Source organism: Enterobacter cloacae complex sp. S1 (assembly GCF_014930525.1).
GTDB lineage: Bacteria > Pseudomonadota > Gammaproteobacteria > Enterobacterales > Enterobacteriaceae > Enterobacter > Enterobacter hormaechei_C.
Window position 1 is genome coordinate 166,625 of record NZ_JADBRE010000009.1, and the last position, 19,126, is coordinate 185,750.

Consider the following 19,126-nt stretch of genomic DNA (forward strand, 5'->3'; position numbering starts at 1 on the left):
TACTGTGCCTGCGTTAATCATATACCCCATCCATCAACCGCGCGGCAATCAACGGAAATTTCCCACTGTACATAAAATAATCTAAAGCCTGCATTATACTTAAGCTATCGCTGACGGGCCGACAACAAGGGGGCGTTATGAACCATGTCTGGGGACTTTTCTCCCATCCCGATCGTGAAATGCAGGTGATCCGTAACGAGAACGAAACGGTCGCGCATCACTATACCCACCATGTCCTGCTGATGGCAGCGGTGCCGGTGGTCTGCGCGTTTATTGGTACTACGCAGATAGGCTGGAACTTTGGTGACGGCACCGTGGTTCAGCTTTCCTGGTTTACCGGACTGTACCTGGCCATTCTGTTTTATGGCCTGATGCTGGCCGGGGTGGCGGTTATGGGGCGGGTCATCCACTGGATGGCGCGCAACTATCCGCAGCGCCCGTCGCTGGCACACTGTATGGTCTTCGCCGGATACGTCGCGACCCCGCTGTTTTTAAGCGGTATTGTCGCGCTCTATCCACTGGTCTGGCTGTGCGCGCTGATCGGTACGGTTGCCCTCTTTTACACCGGTTATCTGCTGTATGTAGGGGTGCCAACCTTCCTCAATATCAATAAAGAAGAGGGCCTGAGCTTCTCCAGCTCCACGCTTGCCATCGGCGTACTGGTCCTTGAGGCGCTACTGGCCCTGACGGTTATTCTGTGGGGTTATGGATACCGTCTCTTTTAAGCTCACTGCATTGCTGGCGTAAATGCCAGCAATGCAGCATCTGTTCACGATTCTCCGCTGGCGACAACGCACGGTGACCGCTATGATGCCGATGCCAGCCTGCGTTTATCCGTTGACGCAGGCGGTGTACGTCATAACGTGCGTGAATCATTATCAGAAGTCTCATCATGCTGAAATTTCGAGTGTCACTCCTTAGTCTTGCGCTGCTGCTGGGCGTCTCCGCTACCGCGCCAGCCATCGCCAAAACGACCGCAGTCGCCACCACTGCTGCGCAACCCCAGATTGCGTCCGGCAGCGCGATGATCGTTGACCTGAATACCAACAAGGTGATCTACGCCAGTCATCCGGATCTGGTGCGCCCGATCGCTTCCATAACCAAAGTCATGACCGCGATGGTGGTGCTTGATGCACGACTGCCGCTGGACGAAAAGCTGAAGGTGGATATCAGCCACACGCCAGAGATGAAAGGGATCTACTCTCGCGTGCGTCTGAACAGTGAAATCAGCCGTAAAAATATGCTGCTGCTGGCGCTGATGTCCTCTGAGAACCGCGCGGCGGCAAGCCTTGCCCACCATTATCCTGGTGGTTACGACGCGTTTATCCGCGCGATGAACGCCAAAGCCAAAGCGCTGGGGATGAAAAATACCCATTTCGTAGAGCCAACCGGTCTGTCGATCCATAACGTCTCGACGGCGCGTGATTTAACCAAGCTGCTGATCGCCAGTAAGCAATACCCGCTGATCGGTCAGCTCAGTACCACGCGTGAGGAGATGGCGACATTCTCGAACCCGGCGTATACGCTGCCGTTCCGCAACACTAACCATCTGGTGTATCGCGATAACTGGAATATTCAGTTAACCAAGACCGGATTCACTAATGCGGCAGGGCACTGCCTGGTGATGCGCACCGTGTTTAACGGTAAGCCAGTGGCGCTGGTGGTGATGGATGCCTTCGGCAAATATACCCACTTTGCGGACGCCAGCCGCCTGCGCACCTGGATTGAAACCGGGAAAGTGCAGCCGGTGCCGGCTTCAGCGCTGGCGTATAAAAAGCAGAAAGCGGAACAGATGGCGACGGCGCAGAACGACTGAGCCGCCTGTCTGTGCCGGGTGGCGGCTTCGCCTTACCCGGCCTACGGCCCTAAAGCGGCCCCGATACGTAGGCCCGGTAAGCGAAGCGCCACCGGGCGAAAGCGCCTACTCCGGCAGCGTCCAGTCACCATCGTTGAGTGGACGCTGCATGATCAACGTATCCCGCCAGTCGCCCTTCTTATACCCCACGCTGCGCAGTTGACCGACAACCTCGAAACCATGTTTTTTATGCAGCCGTAACGATCCCGCATTATTGTTTCCGTCACCAACCACGGCAATCATCTGCCGCCAGGGTCCTTGTTCACAACGGGCGATCAGTGCCTGGAGTAAGGCCGAGCCAAACCCGCGCCCGGTAGTGCTGGCATCCACATAGATGGATTCCTCAAGGGTGTACCGGTAGGCCTGGCGTGGACGATAAAACGTGGCGTAGCAGTAGCCGACAACAATGCCGCGATACAGCGCAACCAGCCACGTTAAACCGCTGTCGGTCACGCTCTTCATCCGCTGACGCATCTCATCGACGGTGGGAGGAACTTCCTCGAAGGACGCACGGCCATGAAGCACATGCCAGGCGTATATCGCCGAGATGGCATGCGCATCGTCAGGAAGGGCGTCGCGCACCTCGATTTCAGTTTCGGGGAAAATTTCTACAGCCGACATGTTCTGCCCGCTCCTTGTTTGGAAAGCCAGAGAAACGTTTCTCTGGCAACAGGCAGATACTCTAGTACGTTTGAGGAGGGCTTAACAATCTCTTAAATTTGGCTATAAGAGTTCATCAGAGGCTTGCGTATTGTGTTCCTCTGTTTCGGCACTCTCTTTCCAGTATTTCTTCCGCGTTGTCTTACCAATGCCCGGGTTCATACTGTTTGTAGGGTCATTTTTGCGATAAAACTGTTTAAGCGTCTCCGGCGCTTTGTACAGGTGTCCTACGTTGTGCTCGGCAGGATATTGCGCGCCACGCTCGTGCAGCAGCGCCAGCATCTGTTCTTTCAGCGCGTGTGCATCAACCCCTTTTTTGACGATGTAATCCTGATGGAAGACATAGCACATAAAGTGGCCGTAATAGAGCTTATGCACCAGCTTGCTGTCGATCTCCGGCGGCAGATGTTCAAACCACTCGGTATCGTTGCGACGCAGGGCGATATCCAGCGCCAGAATATCCTCCACCTCTTCGGAATGCACCGCCTGATAACGGATGGCAGCACCCGCCGCGGCGAAGCGGTGCAGGAAGGCTTTGCTGCCTTCTTCCGGCGTACAGGCAAAGAAATCCCCGTCGGCGGTTTTGAAGAATTCGGTGAGCCAGCTCTGCGCTTCGGCAATTCCGTCCCCGGCCATTTTCAGCAGCAGATGGTGCTCATACTTGTCGCGCCAGGTCTTCATCCGCTCCGGTAAATGCGCCGGGAAGACGTTACCCAGCTTCTGCATAAAGCGGTCGGTGAAGTGCGGTTTGAACAACGATACTTTCTCCAGCATCGCGTCGGTGCGGCCCTTCATAGTGAAGAAGAACGGCATTTTGTCGGTGCCGAGTTTGTCGATCATCAGGAAGGTGTCTTTCCCGTAGCGCTCGGCGATGTCGTAAATGTCCCGGTGCATATACTCGCCCGCCACCGGCAGGTGAGTGAACTCGGCCAGAATATGACGACGGATCTCCGTCAGCACCTCCGGCTGATTGGTGCCGATGTAAAACACCTGCTGCTTTTTCTCTGCCGGGAAGGTATCGAGGCGCACCGCAAAAACGGCCAGCTTGCCCGCGCAGCCGGAGGATTCAAACAGGCGATCCGGATCGGCGTTATAGCGCGCCGGCGTATCGGCATTGATATCGCGCACGCGGGTGATGTAATCGTGGTCATGCGCGTGACGGCCATCGTGCTGAACGTCTTCGTCCTTTACGCGGTCATCGTCGAGTTTGCTGAGGATCTGCTCTGGCGTTACGCCCAGATCGATCCCCAGATGGTTAACCAGCGTCAGCTTGCCGTTTTCATCGATACGGGCGAACAGCGACATTTCCGTGTAAGCCGGGCCGCGCTGCACCAGCGAGCCGCCGGAGTTATTGCAGATCCCGCCGATCACCGAGGCGCCAATGCACGATGAGCCGATCACCGAGTGCGGTTCGCGTCCCAGCGGCTTAAGCGCTTTTTCCAGCGAGTAAAGCGTGGTGCCGGGGAAGGCGAGCACCTGTTCGCCCTTGTCCAGCAGGTGCAGTTTGTCGAGGCGCAGGGTGCTGATAATCACGATGTCACGATCGTAATCGTTGCCGTTCGGCGTGGAGCCTTCGGTCAGGCCGGTATTCGCAGCCTGCATTAAAATAATCTTGTCTGCCGCAACGCAGGCGCTGAGCACGCGCCACAGTTCGAGCAACGTACCGGGGAAGACTACCGCCAGCGCGTCGCCCTGGCCGGAGCGAAAGCCCTTCCGATAGCGGGCGGTTTTGGCCGGGTCGGTAAGCAGGTGAGAGTGACCAACCAGGCGAGACAGTTCGTTAATAAATGTAGTGTTATCGTCAGTTCGAACAGAAGACATCTTCCACTCCTTGTGGTGGGGCAAATTTCTCGCTGTAAAGCATAGCGCGATTAGCCGTTGAGCGGTCCGGTATTCATGAGAAAAATCAGAGAATAACCCTGCAAGGTTTTCAGGCTTTATGGCACACTGCGCTTTTCGCACGGTCTGGCCGGGTGCTTCCCGCGGTTATTGATGAGAGAGAATAACAACATGAAATGGCTATGTTCTGTAGGTGTTGCCGTCAGCCTGGCGCTGCAACCTGCGCTGGCAGAGGATTTGTTTGGTAATCACCCGCTCACGCCCGAAGCCCGCGACGCCTTTGTCACGGATTTACTCAAAAAGATGACGGTCGATGAGAAAATCGGCCAGCTGCGCCTGATCAGCGTCGGTCCGGATAACCCGAAGGAAGCCATTCGCGAGATGATCAAAGACGGGCAGGTAGGGGCCATTTTTAACACCGTTACCCGCCAGGATATCCGCAAGATGCAGGATCAGGTGATGGAGCTGAGCCGCCTGAAAATTCCACTGTTCTTCGCTTATGACGTGGTGCACGGCCAGCGTACCGTCTTCCCGATTAGCCTCGGCTTAGCCTCCTCTTTTAATCTTGATGCGGTGAAAACCGTCGGGCGCGTTTCGGCATATGAAGCCGCAGACGACGGCCTGAATATGACCTGGGCGCCGATGGTTGACGTCTCCCGCGATCCGCGCTGGGGCCGCGCTTCGGAGGGCTTCGGTGAAGACACGTATTTAACCGCCACGATGGGCAAAACCATGGTGGAAGCGATGCAGGGCAAAAGCCCGGCAGATCGTTACTCGGTCATGACCAGCGTCAAGCACTTCGCCGCCTATGGCGCGGTGGAGGGCGGTAAAGAGTACAACACCGTCGACATGAGCCCACAGCGCCTGTTTAACGACTACATGCCGCCATACAAGGCAGGGCTGGACGCGGGCAGCGGGGCGGTGATGGTAGCGCTGAACTCTCTCAACGGCACGCCTGCCACCTCCGATTCGTGGCTGCTGAAAGACGTGTTGCGCGACCAGTGGGGCTTTAAGGGCATTACCGTCTCTGACCACGGCGCGATTAAAGAGCTGATTAAACACGGCACGGCGTCCGATCCGGAAGACGCGGTACGCGTGGCGCTCAAGTCCGGCATCAACATGAGCATGAGCGACGAGTACTACAGCAAATACCTGCCGGGGCTGGTGAAGAGCGGCAAAGTGACGATGGCAGAGCTGGACGACGCCGCTCGCCACGTGCTGAACGTGAAATATGACATGGGGCTGTTTAACGATCCTTACAGCCATCTGGGGCCGAAGGATTCAGACCCGGCGGACACCAACGCCGAAAGCCGTCTGCACCGTAAAGAAGCCCGGGAAGTAGCGCGCGAAAGCCTGGTGCTGCTGAAAAACCGTCTCGACACGCTGCCGCTGAAAAAATCCGGCACCATTGCCGTGGTCGGTCCGCTGGCCGACAGCAAGCGTGACGTCATGGGCAGCTGGTCCGCCGCAGGCGTGGCGGATCAGTCCGTTACCGTGCTGACCGGCATTAAGAGCGCCGTGGGTGATAATGCAAAAGTGGTTTACGCCAAAGGCGCGAACGTCACCAACGATAAAGACATCGTGACCTTCCTCAACCAGTACGAGGAAGCGGTGAAGGTGGATCCGCGCACGCCGAAAGAGATGATCGACGAAGCGGTGAACGCCGCGAAGCAGTCCGACGTGGTGGTCGCGGTGGTGGGTGAAGCGCAGGGGATGGCGCACGAAGCCTCCAGCCGTACCGACATTACCATCCCGCAAAGCCAGCGCGATCTGATCGCGGCCCTGAAAGCCACCGGCAAGCCGCTGGTGCTGGTGCTGATGAACGGGCGTCCGCTGGCGCTGGTGAAAGAAGACCAGCAGGCTGACGCCATTCTGGAAACCTGGTTCGCCGGTACCGAAGGCGGTAACGCCATTGCCGACGTGCTGTTTGGCGATTACAACCCGTCCGGCAAGCTGCCGATGTCCTTCCCGCGCTCCGTCGGGCAGATCCCGGTTTACTACAGCCACCTGAACACCGGTCGTCCGTATAACGCCGACAAGCCGAACAAGTATACGTCTCGTTATTTCGATGAGGCGAACGGCCCGCTGTATCCGTTTGGCTATGGCCTGAGCTACACCACCTTCAAGGTGTCTGACGTGAAAATGTCGGCGCCGACCCTGAAGCATGACGGCAAAGTGACCGCCAGCGTGGAGGTGACCAACAGCGGCAAACGCGAAGGCGCGACGGTGATCCAGATGTACATTCAGGATGTCACGGCCTCCATGAGCCGTCCGGTGAAACAGCTGCGCGGCTTCGAGAAGGTCAACCTGAAACCGGGCGAAACCAGAACGGTCAGCTTCCCGATTGACGTGAATGCGCTGAAGTTCTGGAATCAGCAGATGAAATACGATGCCGAGCCTGGCAAATTCAACGTCTTCATCGGCGTGGATTCCGCCCGCGTGAACAAAGCCGAATTCGAGCTGCAATAATCTCACCTTCCTCCCCATCCCCCGCCTGGCGGGGGATTCCTCTCATCTTGTACTAAAAACGGTTAAAGTCGCTGTTTTAAGCTACGCTTTTGTCTCAAGCCTATGAAAAAGGCCACAAAATAATGAGGAAAGCAGAATGACGATTATTAAGGGGATAACAGGATCGGCGGTGCTTCTGGCGGCGCTAAGCCTGCCGCTACAGGCCGCAGAGCCGGTTAAGGTGGGTTCCAAAATTGATACCGAGGGCGCGTTGCTCGGCAATATCATTTTGCAGGTACTTGAAAGCCACGGCGTGAAAACGGTCAATAAAGTACAGCTTGGCACCACGCCTGTCGTGCGCGGTGCCATCACGTCCGGCGAGCTGGATATCTACCCGGAATACACCGGCAACGGGGCATTCTTCTTCAAGGATGAAAACGATCCGGCCTGGAAAAATGCCAAAGCCGGGTACGAAAAAGTCAAAAAGCTGGACGCGGAAAAAAATAAGCTGGTCTGGCTTACGCCGGCACCGGCCAACAACACCTGGACCATCGCGGTGCGTAAAGATATTGCCGAGAAAGGCAAGCTCACCTCGCTTGACGATCTCAGCCGCTACCTGAAAGAGAAGGGCGAGTTTAAGCTCGCGGCCTCGGCAGAGTTTATCGAGCGCGCTGATGCCCTGCCAGCGTTTGAAAAAGCCTATGATTTCAAGCTCGATCAGTCTCAGCTGCTCTCGCTGGCGGGCGGCGACACGGCGGTGACCATTAAGGCGGCGGCGCAGCAAACCTCCGGCGTCAACGCGGCGATGGCCTACGGCACCGACGGCCCGGTCGCGGCGCTTGGTCTGCAAACCCTGACCGACCCGAAAGGCGTTCAGCCAATTTACGCCCCAACCCCGGTCGTGCGCGAGGCGGTGCTGAAAGCCTACCCGGATATTGCGGAATGGCTCAAACCGGTGTTTGAAAAACTGGATGCGAAAACGCTGCAACAGCTGAATGCCAGCATTGCCGTTGAGGGGCTGGATGCCAAAAAGGTGGCTGCCGACTTCCTGAAACAACAAGGGCTTGTGAAGTAACGGGACAAGGCTGTGCCAATAAAATGTCATAACCGCGTCCTGCTGCTGTTGGCCTGTGTGGCCATCGCGGCGGTCGCGTTACCTTTTGTGAATGTCGCGCCAAACCGTCTGGTATCGGGCGAACCGCGCGCGCTCTGGCAGATCTGGGCATTTACGCCGCTACTGCTGGGCGCGGCGCTGGCGAGTACTGTTGCCTTAGCCTTCTGGCCGGGGCGAGCCGCGCTGTGGCTGACGCTTCTGCTCAGCGAAGCGCTGTTTATCGTGCTGTTCTGGAGCGCGGGACAGGCGGCAACGCAGATGGCCTCGGTTGAAAGCCCGCTGGCGCGCACGTCGATTGGCAGCGGGCTGTGGCTGTGGCTGGCACTTTGTCTGCTGGTCTGTAGCGATGCCATTCGCCGTCTCACGCCGCTACCCGTCTGGCGCTGGCTGCTGAACGCGCAATTCTGGGTTATCCCTCTGCTGATCCTCTTCAGTGGCGATCTGAATCAACTCTCGCTGTTAAAAGAGTACGCCAACCGCCAGGAGGTGTTTGACAACGCGCTGGCGCAACATCTGACGATCCTGTTCGGGACGCTGATCCCGGCGCTGCTGCTGGGCGTGCCGCTGGGCATAGGGTGCTACCGGCATCCCAGCCGCCAGGGTGCTGTCTTTACCGTGCTCAACGTTATACAGACCATTCCCTCCGTTGCCCTGTTTGGCCTGCTGATTGCCCCCCTGGCCGGTCTGGTGAAATCCTTCCCTGCGTTGGCCGCGGCAGGCATTGCCGGAACCGGGCTGACGCCTGCCCTTATCGCCCTTGTGCTGTATGCGCTGCTGCCGCTGGTGCGCGGCGTGGTGGCGGGGTTAAGCCAGGTTCCGCCCGACGTGCTGGAAAGCGCCCATGCGATGGGGATGAGCGCGCGCCAGTGTTTCTGGAAAATACAGTTGCCGCTTGCGCTTCCGCTGCTGGTTCGCAGCCTGCGGGTGGTGACGGTGCAAACCATGGGGATGGCGGTGATTGCCGCGCTGATCGGGGCGGGCGGCTTTGGGGCACTGGTCTTCCAGGGGCTGCTCAGCAGCGCGCTGGATCTGGTGCTGCTGGGCGTTGTGCCCACGATTGCGCTGGCGGTCGTACTGGATGCCCTGTTTGCCCTGTGGCTCGCGCTGCTCAGGAGAAGAGCCAATGATTGAATTTCATGATGTGAGTAAAACCTTTGCGGGCCGTCCGGCGGCAAGCCACATCAATCTGCATTTTGCCGAGGGGGCGTTCTCGGTATTGATCGGGACGTCGGGGTCGGGAAAATCGACGACGCTGAAGATGATCAACCGGCTGGTGGAACATGACAGCGGGACGATTCGCTTTGCCGGAGAGGAGATCCGCAGCCTGCCGGTGCTGGAACTGCGGCGGCGTATGGGCTACGCCATTCAGTCCATCGGCCTGTTTCCCCACTGGACGGTGGCCCAGAACATTGCCACCGTGCTACAGCTGGAAAAATGGTCCCGGGGGAAAATCAATGAGCGTGTCGACGAGCTGATGGCGCTGCTGGGCCTGGACGCGTCGCTTCGCGACCGCTATCCGCACCAGCTTTCCGGCGGACAGCAGCAGCGGGTCGGGGTGGCGCGCGCGCTGGCCGCTAACCCGCAGGTGCTGCTGATGGATGAGCCCTTCGGCGCGCTGGATCCGGTCACCCGCGGCGCACTTCAGGCGGAGATGAGTCGCATCCACCGTATTCTAGGGCGCACCATCGTGCTGGTGACGCATGATATCGACGAAGCGCTGCGGCTGGCCGATCGTCTGATACTGATGGATCACGGCGAAGTCGTCCAGCAGGGTACGCCGCTTGAGCTGTTAACCTCGCCGGCGAATGATTTTGTGCGTGAATTTTTTGGCCGCAGCGAGCTGGGCGTCAGGCTGCTCTCGCTGCGCACCGTCAGGGACTATCTGCGTCCGCACGATGCGCAAATCGGTGGTGAACCGCTGCACGATGGGATGAGCCTGCGCGATGCCCTGTCGGCGTTTGTCGCCCGGCAGTGCGAGGTATTACCCGTTGCGGACGGGCAGGGGACGCCATGCGGGACGATCCATTTTCGCGATCTGCTGGCGGGGGAGGTGACGCGTGAAGTGGGTACGTGATCCGTTACTCTGGCTGACAGGGCTGTTTATCGCCTTACTCTACCTGATGCCGCACAGCGCGGCGCTGTTTAATGCGCTTATCCCCGGGCTGCCGCGCCCGGTGTACCAGCAGGAGAGCTTTGTTAATCTCACCCTGGCGCACTTCTGGCTGGTGGCGGTGTCAAGCGTGATTGCCATCGTGCTGGGCACAAGCGCCGGGATTGCGGTGACGAGACCCGCGGGCAGGGAGTTTCGTCCGCTGGTGGAGACCATCGCCGCAACGGGGCAGACCTTCCCGCCGGTGGCCGTGCTGGCGATTGCCGTGCCGGCGATCGGTTTTGGGCAGGAGCCTGCCATCATTGCGCTGATTTTGTACGGCGTGTTGCCCATTCTGCAAGGGACGCTGGCGGGGATTGCGGCGGTGCCTGCATCGGTGCTGAGCGTAGCGGAAGGGATGGGGATGAGCGCCTGGCAGCGGCTGGTGAAGGTCGAACTGCCGCTGGCCGCACCGGTGATTATCGCCGGCGTGCGAACGTCCGTGATTATCAACATTGGTACGGCAACCATCGCCTCGACGGTCGGAGCCAATACGCTGGGAACGCCGATCATTATCGGGTTAAGCGGGTTTAATACGGCTTACATTATTCAGGGGGCGGTTCTGGTTGCGCTGGCGGCGATTGTGGTGGATCGCCTGTTTGAACGCCTGGCCGGATACCTCAGCCAACACCGCCGCGAACAATAAATGAATAACCTGCAAGCATAACGCCACCGATACCGCTGATGGCCATCAGTGCAAAGAGGGTAATTACGGCCAGTTTCGTTGCCTTCATCATGTGCTCCTGTTGTTAACGGAACAATTATACGGTGAAGCGCAGCTGTTAATGAACCATTAAATGCCGTTACGACGCATTTGGCCCCAGCGAGTAAACGGGATAACCATGTTCGCGCCATTCCGTCAGGAGCTGCTGCTGGGAAGCGGAGGGGACTTCGCCGCACCAGACCAGCAGCGTCTGTCCCTCAAACAGTTCCGGTCTGAGCTGGGCCAGGGAGTGGGCAAGCACGTCAACGCGCCAGCCCTGCTGGGTGGCAATCCAGGCTTCGAGCCACAACCGGGTGGTATCGTGTACGTTCCAGCCGATCACCAGCGCATCTTTGCTGTTTTTATTCCGCGCTGAGGCAAGACAGACGGAAATATAGTTAATCAGCACGCCATCAAGCATGCTAAGCAGTGCCTGTAAGGTGGTTTGCTGACACTGAAGCCGACGCCGTAGGGGAATAAAAAGATGGGTAATCAGGGTTTGCGCCGGGTAGTCTCGACCCTGTTCTTTGATCCAGCCGCGCAGACGCTGCAAATTGCCACTCTGCAACAGCCTCAGCAGCGTTTCCTGCTGCTCGCGCCAGAGAAGTTGCGTATCTGGATCGTCCTGGCTCAGAAGCGATTTTACCTTGCCGACCTGTACGCCATTGTCGATCCAGCTTTTGATCTCGCGGATCCGGTCAATATCCGCATCGTTAAACAGGCGGTGCCCGCCGTCCGTTCTTTGCGGCTTAAGCAATCCATACCGTCGCTGCCACGCCCGTAGCGTAACGGGATTGATATCACACAGGAGTGCCACTTCACCTATTGTGTAAAGCGCCATTTTCGCCCCCAGGCTTGCGCGTCCCCAGCTTAACTGTAGACCCACTTTGCGGAACCAGGAAGATTTGATTCTTTTTTGTACAAATTATACGAAAGACAGGTTATCTCCGGCAAAAGGTGTGATGGCGGACACGATTTATCGCTTTTTTGGCACGTTTCAAAGAAAGTTAACCGCTATCAGTGTATGTTACGCGTTTTTAGAATGTGCGGTTTGTGAGTATGTACGAGTTTAATCTGGTGCTGCTGTTGCTTCAGCAGATGTGCGTGTTCCTTGTCATCGCCTGGTTGATGAGCAAAACGCGCCTGTTTATCCCGCTGATGCAGGTCACCGTCCGTCTGCCGCACAAATTCCTCTGCTACATCGTATTTTCCATATTCTGCATTATGGGGACCTGGTTTGGTCTCCATATCGAAGATTCCATCGCCAATACGCGCGCCATCGGCGCGGTAATGGGCGGGCTGCTCGGAGGCCCGGTTGTCGGCGGTCTGGTGGGGTTAACCGGCGGCCTGCACCGCTATTCGATGGGCGGTATGACGGCGCTGAGCTGCATGATCTCCACCATCGTCGAAGGGCTGCTCGGTGGTCTCGTCCACAGCTATATGATTAAGCGCGGTCGCCCGGATAAAGTGTTCAGTCCCTTTACCGCAGGGGCGATTACCTTCGTGGCGGAAATGGCGCAGATGGCGATCATCCTGCTGATCGCGCGCCCGTTTGACGATGCGTTACATCTGGTCAGCAGCATTGCCGCACCGATGATGGTCACCAATACTGTAGGTGCGGCGCTGTTTATGCGCATTCTGCTCGACAAACGCGCCATGTTCGAAAAATACACCTCGGCATTTTCTGCCACCGCCTTAAAAGTTGCGGCGTCGACGGAAGGGATCCTGCGGCAGGGATTCAACGAAGAGAACAGCATGAAGGTGGCGCAGGTGCTGTATAAAGAGCTGGATATCGGAGCCGTGGCGATTACCGATCGCGAAAAGCTGCTGGCGTTTACCGGCACCGGCGACGACCACCATCTGCCGGGCAAACCGATCTCCTCGGCCTATACCCTGCGCGCTATTGAAACGGGTGAAGTGGTGTATGCCGACGGAAATGAAGTGCCGTACCGCTGTTCCCTGCATCCGCAGTGCAAACTCGGCTCTACACTGGTCATTCCCCTGCGGGGCGAAAACCAGCGCGTCATGGGCACTATTAAGCTTTACGAAGCCAAAAATCGCCTGTTCAGCTCCATCAACCGCACGCTGGGGGAGGGGATCGCCCAGCTGCTTTCGGCGCAAATCCTGGCGGGGCAGTATGAACGGCAAAAAGCGCTGCTGACGCAGTCAGAAATTAAGCTCCTGCACGCTCAGGTTAATCCGCATTTTCTGTTTAACGCGCTCAACACGCTGAAGGCGGTGATCCGCCGCGACAGCGATCAGGCCGCGCAGCTGGTGCAATTTCTCTCGACCTTTTTCCGCAAAAATCTGAAGCGACCTTCGGAGATCGTCACCCTCGCGGACGAGATTGAGCACGTAAACGCCTATCTGCAAATTGAAAAAGCGCGCTTCCAGTCACGTTTACAGGTGTCGTTATCCGTCCCGGACGAGCTGGCGTATCAGCATCTTCCGGCCTTTACCCTGCAACCGATTGTAGAAAATGCCATTAAGCATGGGACGTCGCAGCTGCTGGGAAGTGGAGAGATTATGATTTCCGCTTCCCGTTTTAACCACCATCTGGTGCTGGATATTGAAGACAACGCGGGGCTGTATGAAGCTTCCGCGTCAGGTGGTCTGGGCATGAGCCTGGTGGATAAACGCCTGCGCGCGCATTTTGGTGACGACTGCGGTATCACCGTCGCCTGTGAGCCAGACCGCTATACCCGAATTACCTTACGATTGCCGCTGGAGGAGAACGCATGTTAAGAGTGCTGATTGTTGATGATGAGCCGTTAGCACGGGAAAACCTGCGTGTCCTGTTGCAGGAGCAGAGTGATATCGAGGTTGTGGGGGAATGTGCCAATGCGATTGAAGGCATCGGTGCGGTGCATAAACTGCGCCCGGACGTGCTGTTCCTCGACATTCAGATGCCGCGCATCAGCGGGCTGGAGATGGTCGGCATGCTCGACCCGGAGCACCGTCCCTATATCGTCTTTCTGACGGCCTTTGATGAGTACGCGGTAAAGGCGTTTGAAGAGCACGCGTTTGATTATCTGCTGAAGCCGATTGAAGAGAAACGGCTTGAAAAGACCCTGACCCGCCTGCATCAGGAGCGTACCGTGCAGGACGTGACGCTGCTGCCGGAGCATCAGCAGCCCCTGAAGTTTATACCCTGTACCGGGCACAGCCGGATTTACCTCCTGCAAATGGACGACGTTGCCTTTGTCAGCAGCCGTCTGAGCGGGGTATACGTCACCAGCGCCGAAGGCAACGAAGGCTTTACCGAGCTGACCCTGCGCACGCTGGAGAGCCGCACGCCGCTGATTCGCTGTCATCGTCAGTATCTGGTCAATATGGCGCACCTGAAGGAGATCCGTCTGGAAGATAACGGCCAGGCCGAGCTGGTGCTGCGCGCGGGGCAAACCGTCCCGGTCAGCCGCCGCTACCTGAAGAGTTTGAAAGAGGCGATAGGGCTGTAAAACTGGTACACTGCGCGCCATTGCATCATCGACATTCGAAGGCTCTATGCTAAGTAACGATATTCTTCGTAGCCTGCGCTACACCCTGAAAGCGAACAATAATGACATGGTGCGCATTCTTGCGCTCTCCGACATGGAATCCACGTCTGCCGGTTTCGACACCTGGATGACCAAAGAAGACGAAGAGGGCTTTGTTCGCTGCCCTGACATCATTCTGTCGGGTTTCCTGAACGGCCTGATTTACGACAAGCGTGGCAAAGATCCGGCCGCGCCAGAGCTGGCGCTGGAGCGCCGGGTGAACAACAATACGGTGCTGAAAAAGCTGCGCATCGCGTTCTCGCTGAAAACGGACGATATTGTGGCGATCATGACGGAGCAAAAATACCGCGTATCCGTGCCGGAAGTGACCGCCATGATGCGCGCGCCGGACCACAAAAATTACCGCGAGTGCGGCGACCAGTTCCTGCGTAATTTCCTGCGCGGGCTGACCCACCGGGTGCATCATCCGAAGGGGTGATTTTTAGCCGGGTGGCGGCTTCGCCTTACCCGGCCTACAAAACCCGTAGGCCCGTGCAAGCGCAGCGCCGCCGGGCAAAAAAAAGCCGGAGACACTCTCCGGCTTTTTTGTTATTTCACCTGCTGACCCGGCTTCGCGCCTTCGTCAGGGCTTAACAGGAAGATATCTTTCCCGCCCGGGCCTGCGGCCATCACCATCCCCTCAGAGATGCCGAAGCGCATTTTGCGCGGCGCCAGGTTTGCCACCATCACGGTCTGACGACCAATCAGCACCTGCGGATCGGGATACGCAGAACGGATGCCGGAGAAGACGTTACGCTTCTCGCCGCCCAGATCCAGGGTCAGACGCAGCAGTTTGTCAGAACCCTCCACGAACTCCGCGTTTTCGATCAGCGCCACGCGCAGGTCGACTTTGGCGAAATCATCAAAGGTGATGGTCTCCTGAATCGGATCGTCCGCCAGCGGGCCGGTCACCGGTGCGGCAGCCGCTTTCACCTCTTCTTTGGATGCTTCCACCAGCGCGTCAACCTGCTTCATCTCGATGCGGTTATACAGCGCCTTGAAGGTGTTCACCTTGTGGCCGAGCAGCGGCTGCTGGATGGCATCCCAGGTCAGTTCAGTGTTCAGGAATGCTTCCGCGCGGGTTGCCAGCTGCGGCAGAACCGGCTTCAGCCAGGTCATCAGCACGCGGAACATGTTCAGACCCATGGTGCAGATCGCCTGCAAGTCGGCGTCGCGGCCTTCCTGTTTCGCTACCACCCACGGCGCCTGCTCGTCCACATAGCGGTTGGCCACGTCTGCCAGCGCCATGATTTCGCGAATGGCTTTACCGAATTCACGGCTTTCCCAGGCTTCTCCAACCGCAGCGGCGGCGTCGGTGAAGGTTTTATACAGCTCAGGATCGGCCAGTTCCGCAGAAAGCACGCCGTCAAAGCGTTTGGCGATAAAACCTGCGTTACGGGACGCCAGGTTCACCACCTTGTTGACGATGTCCGCGTTCACGCGCTGCACGAAATCTTCCAGATTCAGGTCGATATCGTCGATGCGGGAAGAGAGCTTCGCGGTGTAGTAGTAGCGCAGGCTGTCCGCGTCAAAGTGGTTCAGCCAGGTGCTGGCCTTAATAAAAGTCCCGCGAGATTTAGACATCTTCGCGCCGTTCACCGTTACGTAGCCATGTACGAACAGGTTGGTCGGCTTGCGGAAGTTGCTGCCTTCCAGCATTGCTGGCCAGAACAGGCTATGGAAGTAAACGATGTCTTTACCGATGAAGTGATACAGCTCGGCATCGGAATCTTTCTTCCAGTATTCGTCGAAGCTTACGGTGTCGCCGCGCTTGTCACACAGATTCTTGAACGACCCCATGTAGCCAATCGGCGCATCCAGCCAGACGTAGAAATATTTGCCCGGCGCGTTCGGGATTTCGAAGCCAAAGTATGGCGCATCGCGGGAGATATCCCACTGTTGCAGACCGGATTCGAACCACTCCTGCATTTTGTTCGCCACCTGCTCCTGCAACGCACCGCTGCGGGTCCACGCCTTCAGCATTTCGCTGAACGACGGCAGGTCGAAGAAGAAGTGCTCGGAGTCACGCATCACCGGCGTCGCGCCGGAGACCACGGACTTCGGTTCGATAAGCTCGGTCGGGCTGTAGGTTGCGCCGCACACTTCGCAGTTATCGCCGTACTGGTCCGGGGATTTACATTTCGGACAGGTGCCTTTGACGAAACGGTCCGGCAGGAACATGCCTTTTTCCGGATCGTACAGCTGAGAGATGGTGCGGTTTTTAATGAAACCGTTCTCTTTCAGACGGGTGTAGATCAGCTCTGACAGCTCGCGGTTTTCGTCGCTGTGCGTGGAGTGATAGTTGTCATAGCTGATGTCAAAGCCAGCAAAATCGGTCTGATGCTCCTGACTCATTTCGGCGATCATCTGTTCCGGGGAAATGCCCAGCTGCTGCGCTTTCAGCATGATCGGCGTGCCGTGGGCATCGTCCGCACAGATGAAGTTCACCTCGTGGCCGCGCATTCGCTGGTAACGGACCCAGACATCAGCCTGGATATGCTCCAGCATGTGGCCGAGGTGGATTGAGCCGTTGGCGTACGGCAGGGCGCACGTTACCAGAATTTTTTTCGCGACTTGAGTCATAGTAGGCATTACTTCTTTTAACTGTGAAAAGGGTTTTCGATATTACCAAAAGGGGCATTATTAAGTAAGCACAAACCGCGGCCTTTCAGGTAAACTTGTTTGTCTAAGGTCTTATTCACAAGAACAAAGGAGTCGGGATGAGTTCTCAATCCCAGGCCAAATCACCGGAAGCCTTACGAGCAATGGTCGCCGGGACGCTGGCTAATTTTCAGCATCCAACCCTGAAGCACAATCTCACGACGCTGAAAGCGCTTCATCACGTCGCATGGCTGGACGATACGCTGCACATTGAGCTACAGATGCCGTTCGTCTGGACCAGCGCCTTTGATGCCCTGAAAGAGCAAACCAGCTCTGAGCTGCTGCGCATTACCGGCGCAAAAGCAATTGACTGGAAGCTAAGCCACAGCATCGCCACGCTCAAGCGCGTGAAAAATCAGCCGGGCGTTAACGGCGTGAAGAACATCATCGCCGTCAGCTCGGGCAAGGGCGGGGTGGGTAAATCGTCGACCGCCGTGAACCTGGCGCTTGCGCTGGCGGCAGAAGGGGCGAAAGTCGGCATTCTGGATGCGGATATCTACGGCCCGTCCATTCCAAACATGCTGGGGGCGGAAAACCAGCGTCCAACTTCGCCGGACGGCACCCACATGGCGCCAATCGTGGCGCACGGTCTGGCGACCAACTCCATTGGTTACCTGGTAACTGACGATAACGCAATGGTCTGGCGTGGCCCGATGGCCAGCAAGGCGCTGCTGCAAATGTTGCAGGAGACAATGTGGCCTGACCTCGATTATCTGGTACTGGACATGCCGCCGGGCACCGGTGATATCCAGCTGACGCTGGCGCAGAACATTCCGGTTACCGGCGCCGTCGTGGTCACCACACCGCAGGATATCGCGCTGATCGACGCCAAAAAAGGCATCGTCATGTTCGAGAAGGTGGAGGTGCCGGTACTGGGTATCGTCGAGAACATGAGCATGCATATTTGCAGCAACTGCGGGCACCATGAGCCTATCTTTGGTACCGGTGGCGCCGAAAAGCTGGCGGCGCAATACCACACGCAACTGCTGGGGCAACTGCCGCTGCATATCACACTGCGTGAAGATCTGGATAGCGGTAAGCCGACGGTGGTCAGCCGTCCGGATAGCGAATTCACGGAAATCTACCGTCAGCTGGCGGGGCGCGTTGCGGCGCAGCTTTACTGGCAGGGCGAAGTCATTCCGGGTGAAATCGCTTTCCGCGCGGTGTAACGTCTCTGCGCGTTAGTGCCGGGTGGCGGCTTCGCCTTACCCGGCCTACCTCGATTTTGTAGGTCAGGTAAGCGTAGCGCTACCTGACTTTACCCAAGCCGATAGTGCATCAAATAATACTCTCCGTCCGGAGAATCTCCCGTCGCCTCAATGTGCCAGCCGTGGCGCTGGTAAAACGCAACCGCCCGTTCATTCTTCACCAGACACTTGAGTGAACCCGTGCTGGTAAACGTCTTCTGTACGTGTTCAAGCAACACATGTCCGACGCCCAGGCTCTGATGGTTCGGATCGACAAACAGGTTGTGCAGAAAATTATCGTTCGTCCAGACTGAGGCAAAGCCAAGTCGGTGCCCATCCTGCTCCGCCACCCAAATATCTTCGTCCAGGGTTGCCGCGTCAAAATCTTCAAGCTGCCACGCAGACAAGCTGCCACGCAGACAAGCTGCCACGCAGAACTGTCCAGCCACGGCCAGGCTTCACGTCGGGCGTGGAGGAAGAGCGTGCGCAGGAAAGGGCGATCGCTCTCCTGCCACGGACGGATTAGGATCGTATCAGCGGTGATAGAAAATATCTCCGTTATAGGCTTTGTAGATTTTGCCATCGGCATCGCCAATCAGAACATAATTCTCACCCATGTAGGTCCAGTGTGTGCCGGCATCGGGCGCGGGAAGGTTACGCAGCTGGTACTGTTTGATGGTGTACTCAGGCGTCTGATACTGCGCGGGCGCGGTGTCGCCGATTTTAAACTTCGTAAAATCGGCAATAAACTCTTGCTCTTCATAGGCCTTGATGCCGGAAGGCGCTGTCGATGTTTGCGGTGCAGCGTGCGCGGCCCCCGCCAGTGACAGTAATACACCCAGAAGCAACAATTTACGCTTAGCCATTTTTTCTCCAGTCATATCGTTACTGATACTTTTTGTGTGCAGATCCGCTAACGGATGGCAGACAGTTCATTTTAAGTATCCTCACAGGGTGAGTTTGCAAAAAATGTA

At 57.3% G+C, this 19,126-nt stretch carries 17 protein-coding genes and 1 pseudogene; 11 read left to right on the forward strand and 7 right to left on the reverse strand.

The window, feature by feature from the left end; genetic code table 11:
- Positions 1-137: 137 nt before the first annotated feature.
- Positions 138-725, forward strand: a complete 588-nt coding sequence (locus IM290_RS08540; RefSeq protein ID WP_003859296.1) for a Yip1 family protein — start codon at positions 138-140, stop codon at positions 723-725.
- Positions 726-892: 167 nt separating this feature from the next.
- Positions 893-1,816, forward strand: a complete 924-nt coding sequence (gene pbpG / locus IM290_RS08545) for a D-alanyl-D-alanine endopeptidase (protein WP_023304111.1) — start codon at positions 893-895, stop codon at positions 1,814-1,816.
- Between the two features lie 105 nt (positions 1,817-1,921).
- Here the strand turns inward: pbpG and IM290_RS08550 are convergent, their stop codons facing one another.
- Entirely contained in the window at positions 1,922-2,476 is a 555-nt protein-coding gene (locus IM290_RS08550) for a GNAT family N-acetyltransferase (RefSeq protein WP_045910728.1), read from the reverse strand.
- 102 nt (positions 2,477-2,578) lie between these two features.
- The gene (dld, locus tag IM290_RS08555) at positions 2,579-4,336 is read right to left on the reverse strand and encodes a D-lactate dehydrogenase (protein ID WP_015572331.1); all 1,758 of its coding nucleotides are present in this window, start codon (positions 4,334-4,336) and stop codon (positions 2,579-2,581) included.
- A gap of 189 nt (positions 4,337-4,525) precedes the next feature.
- Between dld and bglX the strand changes: the two genes are divergently transcribed.
- The 5 genes from bglX to IM290_RS08580 all read left to right on the forward strand — a co-directional run bounded on the left by bglX (position 4,526) and on the right by IM290_RS08580 (position 10,711).
- On the forward strand, positions 4,526-6,823 hold the full coding sequence (gene bglX, locus IM290_RS08560; RefSeq protein WP_032654276.1) for a beta-glucosidase BglX: 2,298 nt from the start codon (positions 4,526-4,528) through the stop codon (positions 6,821-6,823).
- A 136-nt stretch (positions 6,824-6,959) separates the two neighbouring features.
- On the forward strand, positions 6,960-7,877 hold the full coding sequence (locus tag IM290_RS08565) for an ABC transporter substrate-binding protein (protein WP_015572333.1): 918 nt from the start codon (positions 6,960-6,962) through the stop codon (positions 7,875-7,877).
- A gap of 12 nt (positions 7,878-7,889) precedes the next feature.
- Positions 7,890-9,047 (forward strand): ABC transporter permease, encoded by a 1,158-nt coding sequence (locus IM290_RS08570; RefSeq protein WP_193042287.1) that lies wholly within the window; start codon positions 7,890-7,892, stop codon positions 9,045-9,047.
- Positions 9,040-9,990, forward strand: a complete 951-nt coding sequence (locus IM290_RS08575; RefSeq protein WP_193042286.1) for an ABC transporter ATP-binding protein — start codon at positions 9,040-9,042, stop codon at positions 9,988-9,990. The genes IM290_RS08570 and IM290_RS08575 overlap by 8 nt, the downstream gene beginning before the upstream one ends.
- Entirely contained in the window at positions 9,974-10,711 is a 738-nt protein-coding gene (locus tag IM290_RS08580; protein WP_193042285.1) for an ABC transporter permease, read from the forward strand. The genes IM290_RS08575 and IM290_RS08580 overlap by 17 nt, the downstream gene beginning before the upstream one ends.
- Here the strand turns inward: IM290_RS08580 and IM290_RS08585 are convergent.
- Entirely contained in the window at positions 10,686-10,799 is a 114-nt protein-coding gene (locus IM290_RS08585; protein ID WP_017383372.1) for a protein YohO, read from the reverse strand. The two genes, IM290_RS08580 and IM290_RS08585, sit on opposite strands and share 26 nt — an antisense overlap.
- A gap of 69 nt (positions 10,800-10,868) precedes the next feature.
- Complete coding sequence (mlrA, locus tag IM290_RS08590) at positions 10,869-11,609, reverse strand: HTH-type transcriptional regulator MlrA (RefSeq protein WP_017693055.1); 741 nt, start codon at positions 11,607-11,609, stop codon at positions 10,869-10,871.
- A gap of 218 nt (positions 11,610-11,827) precedes the next feature.
- Between mlrA and IM290_RS08595 the strand changes: the two genes are divergently transcribed.
- From IM290_RS08595 to IM290_RS08605, 3 genes are read left to right on the forward strand one after another with little or no spacing between them, the layout of a single operon-like run.
- Positions 11,828-13,513 carry a sensor histidine kinase gene (locus IM290_RS08595; protein WP_193042284.1) on the forward strand — a complete coding sequence of 562 codons (1,686 nt, stop codon included), beginning with the start codon at positions 11,828-11,830 and terminating at the stop codon, positions 13,511-13,513.
- Positions 13,507-14,226 (forward strand): two-component system response regulator BtsR, encoded by a 720-nt coding sequence (gene btsR / locus IM290_RS08600; protein ID WP_015572336.1) that lies wholly within the window; start codon positions 13,507-13,509, stop codon positions 14,224-14,226. The genes IM290_RS08595 and btsR overlap by 7 nt, the downstream gene beginning before the upstream one ends.
- A 46-nt stretch (positions 14,227-14,272) precedes the next feature.
- Complete coding sequence (locus IM290_RS08605) at positions 14,273-14,743, forward strand: DUF1456 family protein (protein ID WP_193042283.1); 471 nt, start codon at positions 14,273-14,275, stop codon at positions 14,741-14,743.
- Positions 14,744-14,853: 110 nt separating this feature from the next.
- Here IM290_RS08605 and metG read toward each other — a convergent pair whose 3' ends face one another.
- Positions 14,854-16,887, reverse strand: a complete 2,034-nt coding sequence (gene metG, locus IM290_RS08610; RefSeq protein ID WP_126495655.1) for a methionine--tRNA ligase — start codon at positions 16,885-16,887, stop codon at positions 14,854-14,856.
- Positions 16,888-17,024: 137 nt separating this feature from the next.
- On the opposite strand from metG, the gene apbC reads away from it, so the two are divergent.
- Entirely contained in the window at positions 17,025-18,134 is a 1,110-nt protein-coding gene (gene apbC / locus IM290_RS08615; RefSeq protein ID WP_017383367.1) for an iron-sulfur cluster carrier protein ApbC, read from the forward strand.
- Between the two features lie 89 nt (positions 18,135-18,223).
- On the opposite strand, the pseudogene IM290_RS08620 reads toward apbC, so the two are convergent.
- Positions 18,224-18,735 (reverse strand): annotated as a pseudogene (locus IM290_RS08620) (GNAT family N-acetyltransferase).
- On the reverse strand, positions 18,686-19,018 hold the full coding sequence (locus IM290_RS08625; protein WP_017383366.1) for an RcnB family protein: 333 nt from the start codon (positions 19,016-19,018) through the stop codon (positions 18,686-18,688). Before IM290_RS08625 ends, IM290_RS08620 begins: the two are co-directional and overlap by 50 nt.
- Between the last annotated feature and the right edge of the window lie 108 nt (positions 19,019-19,126).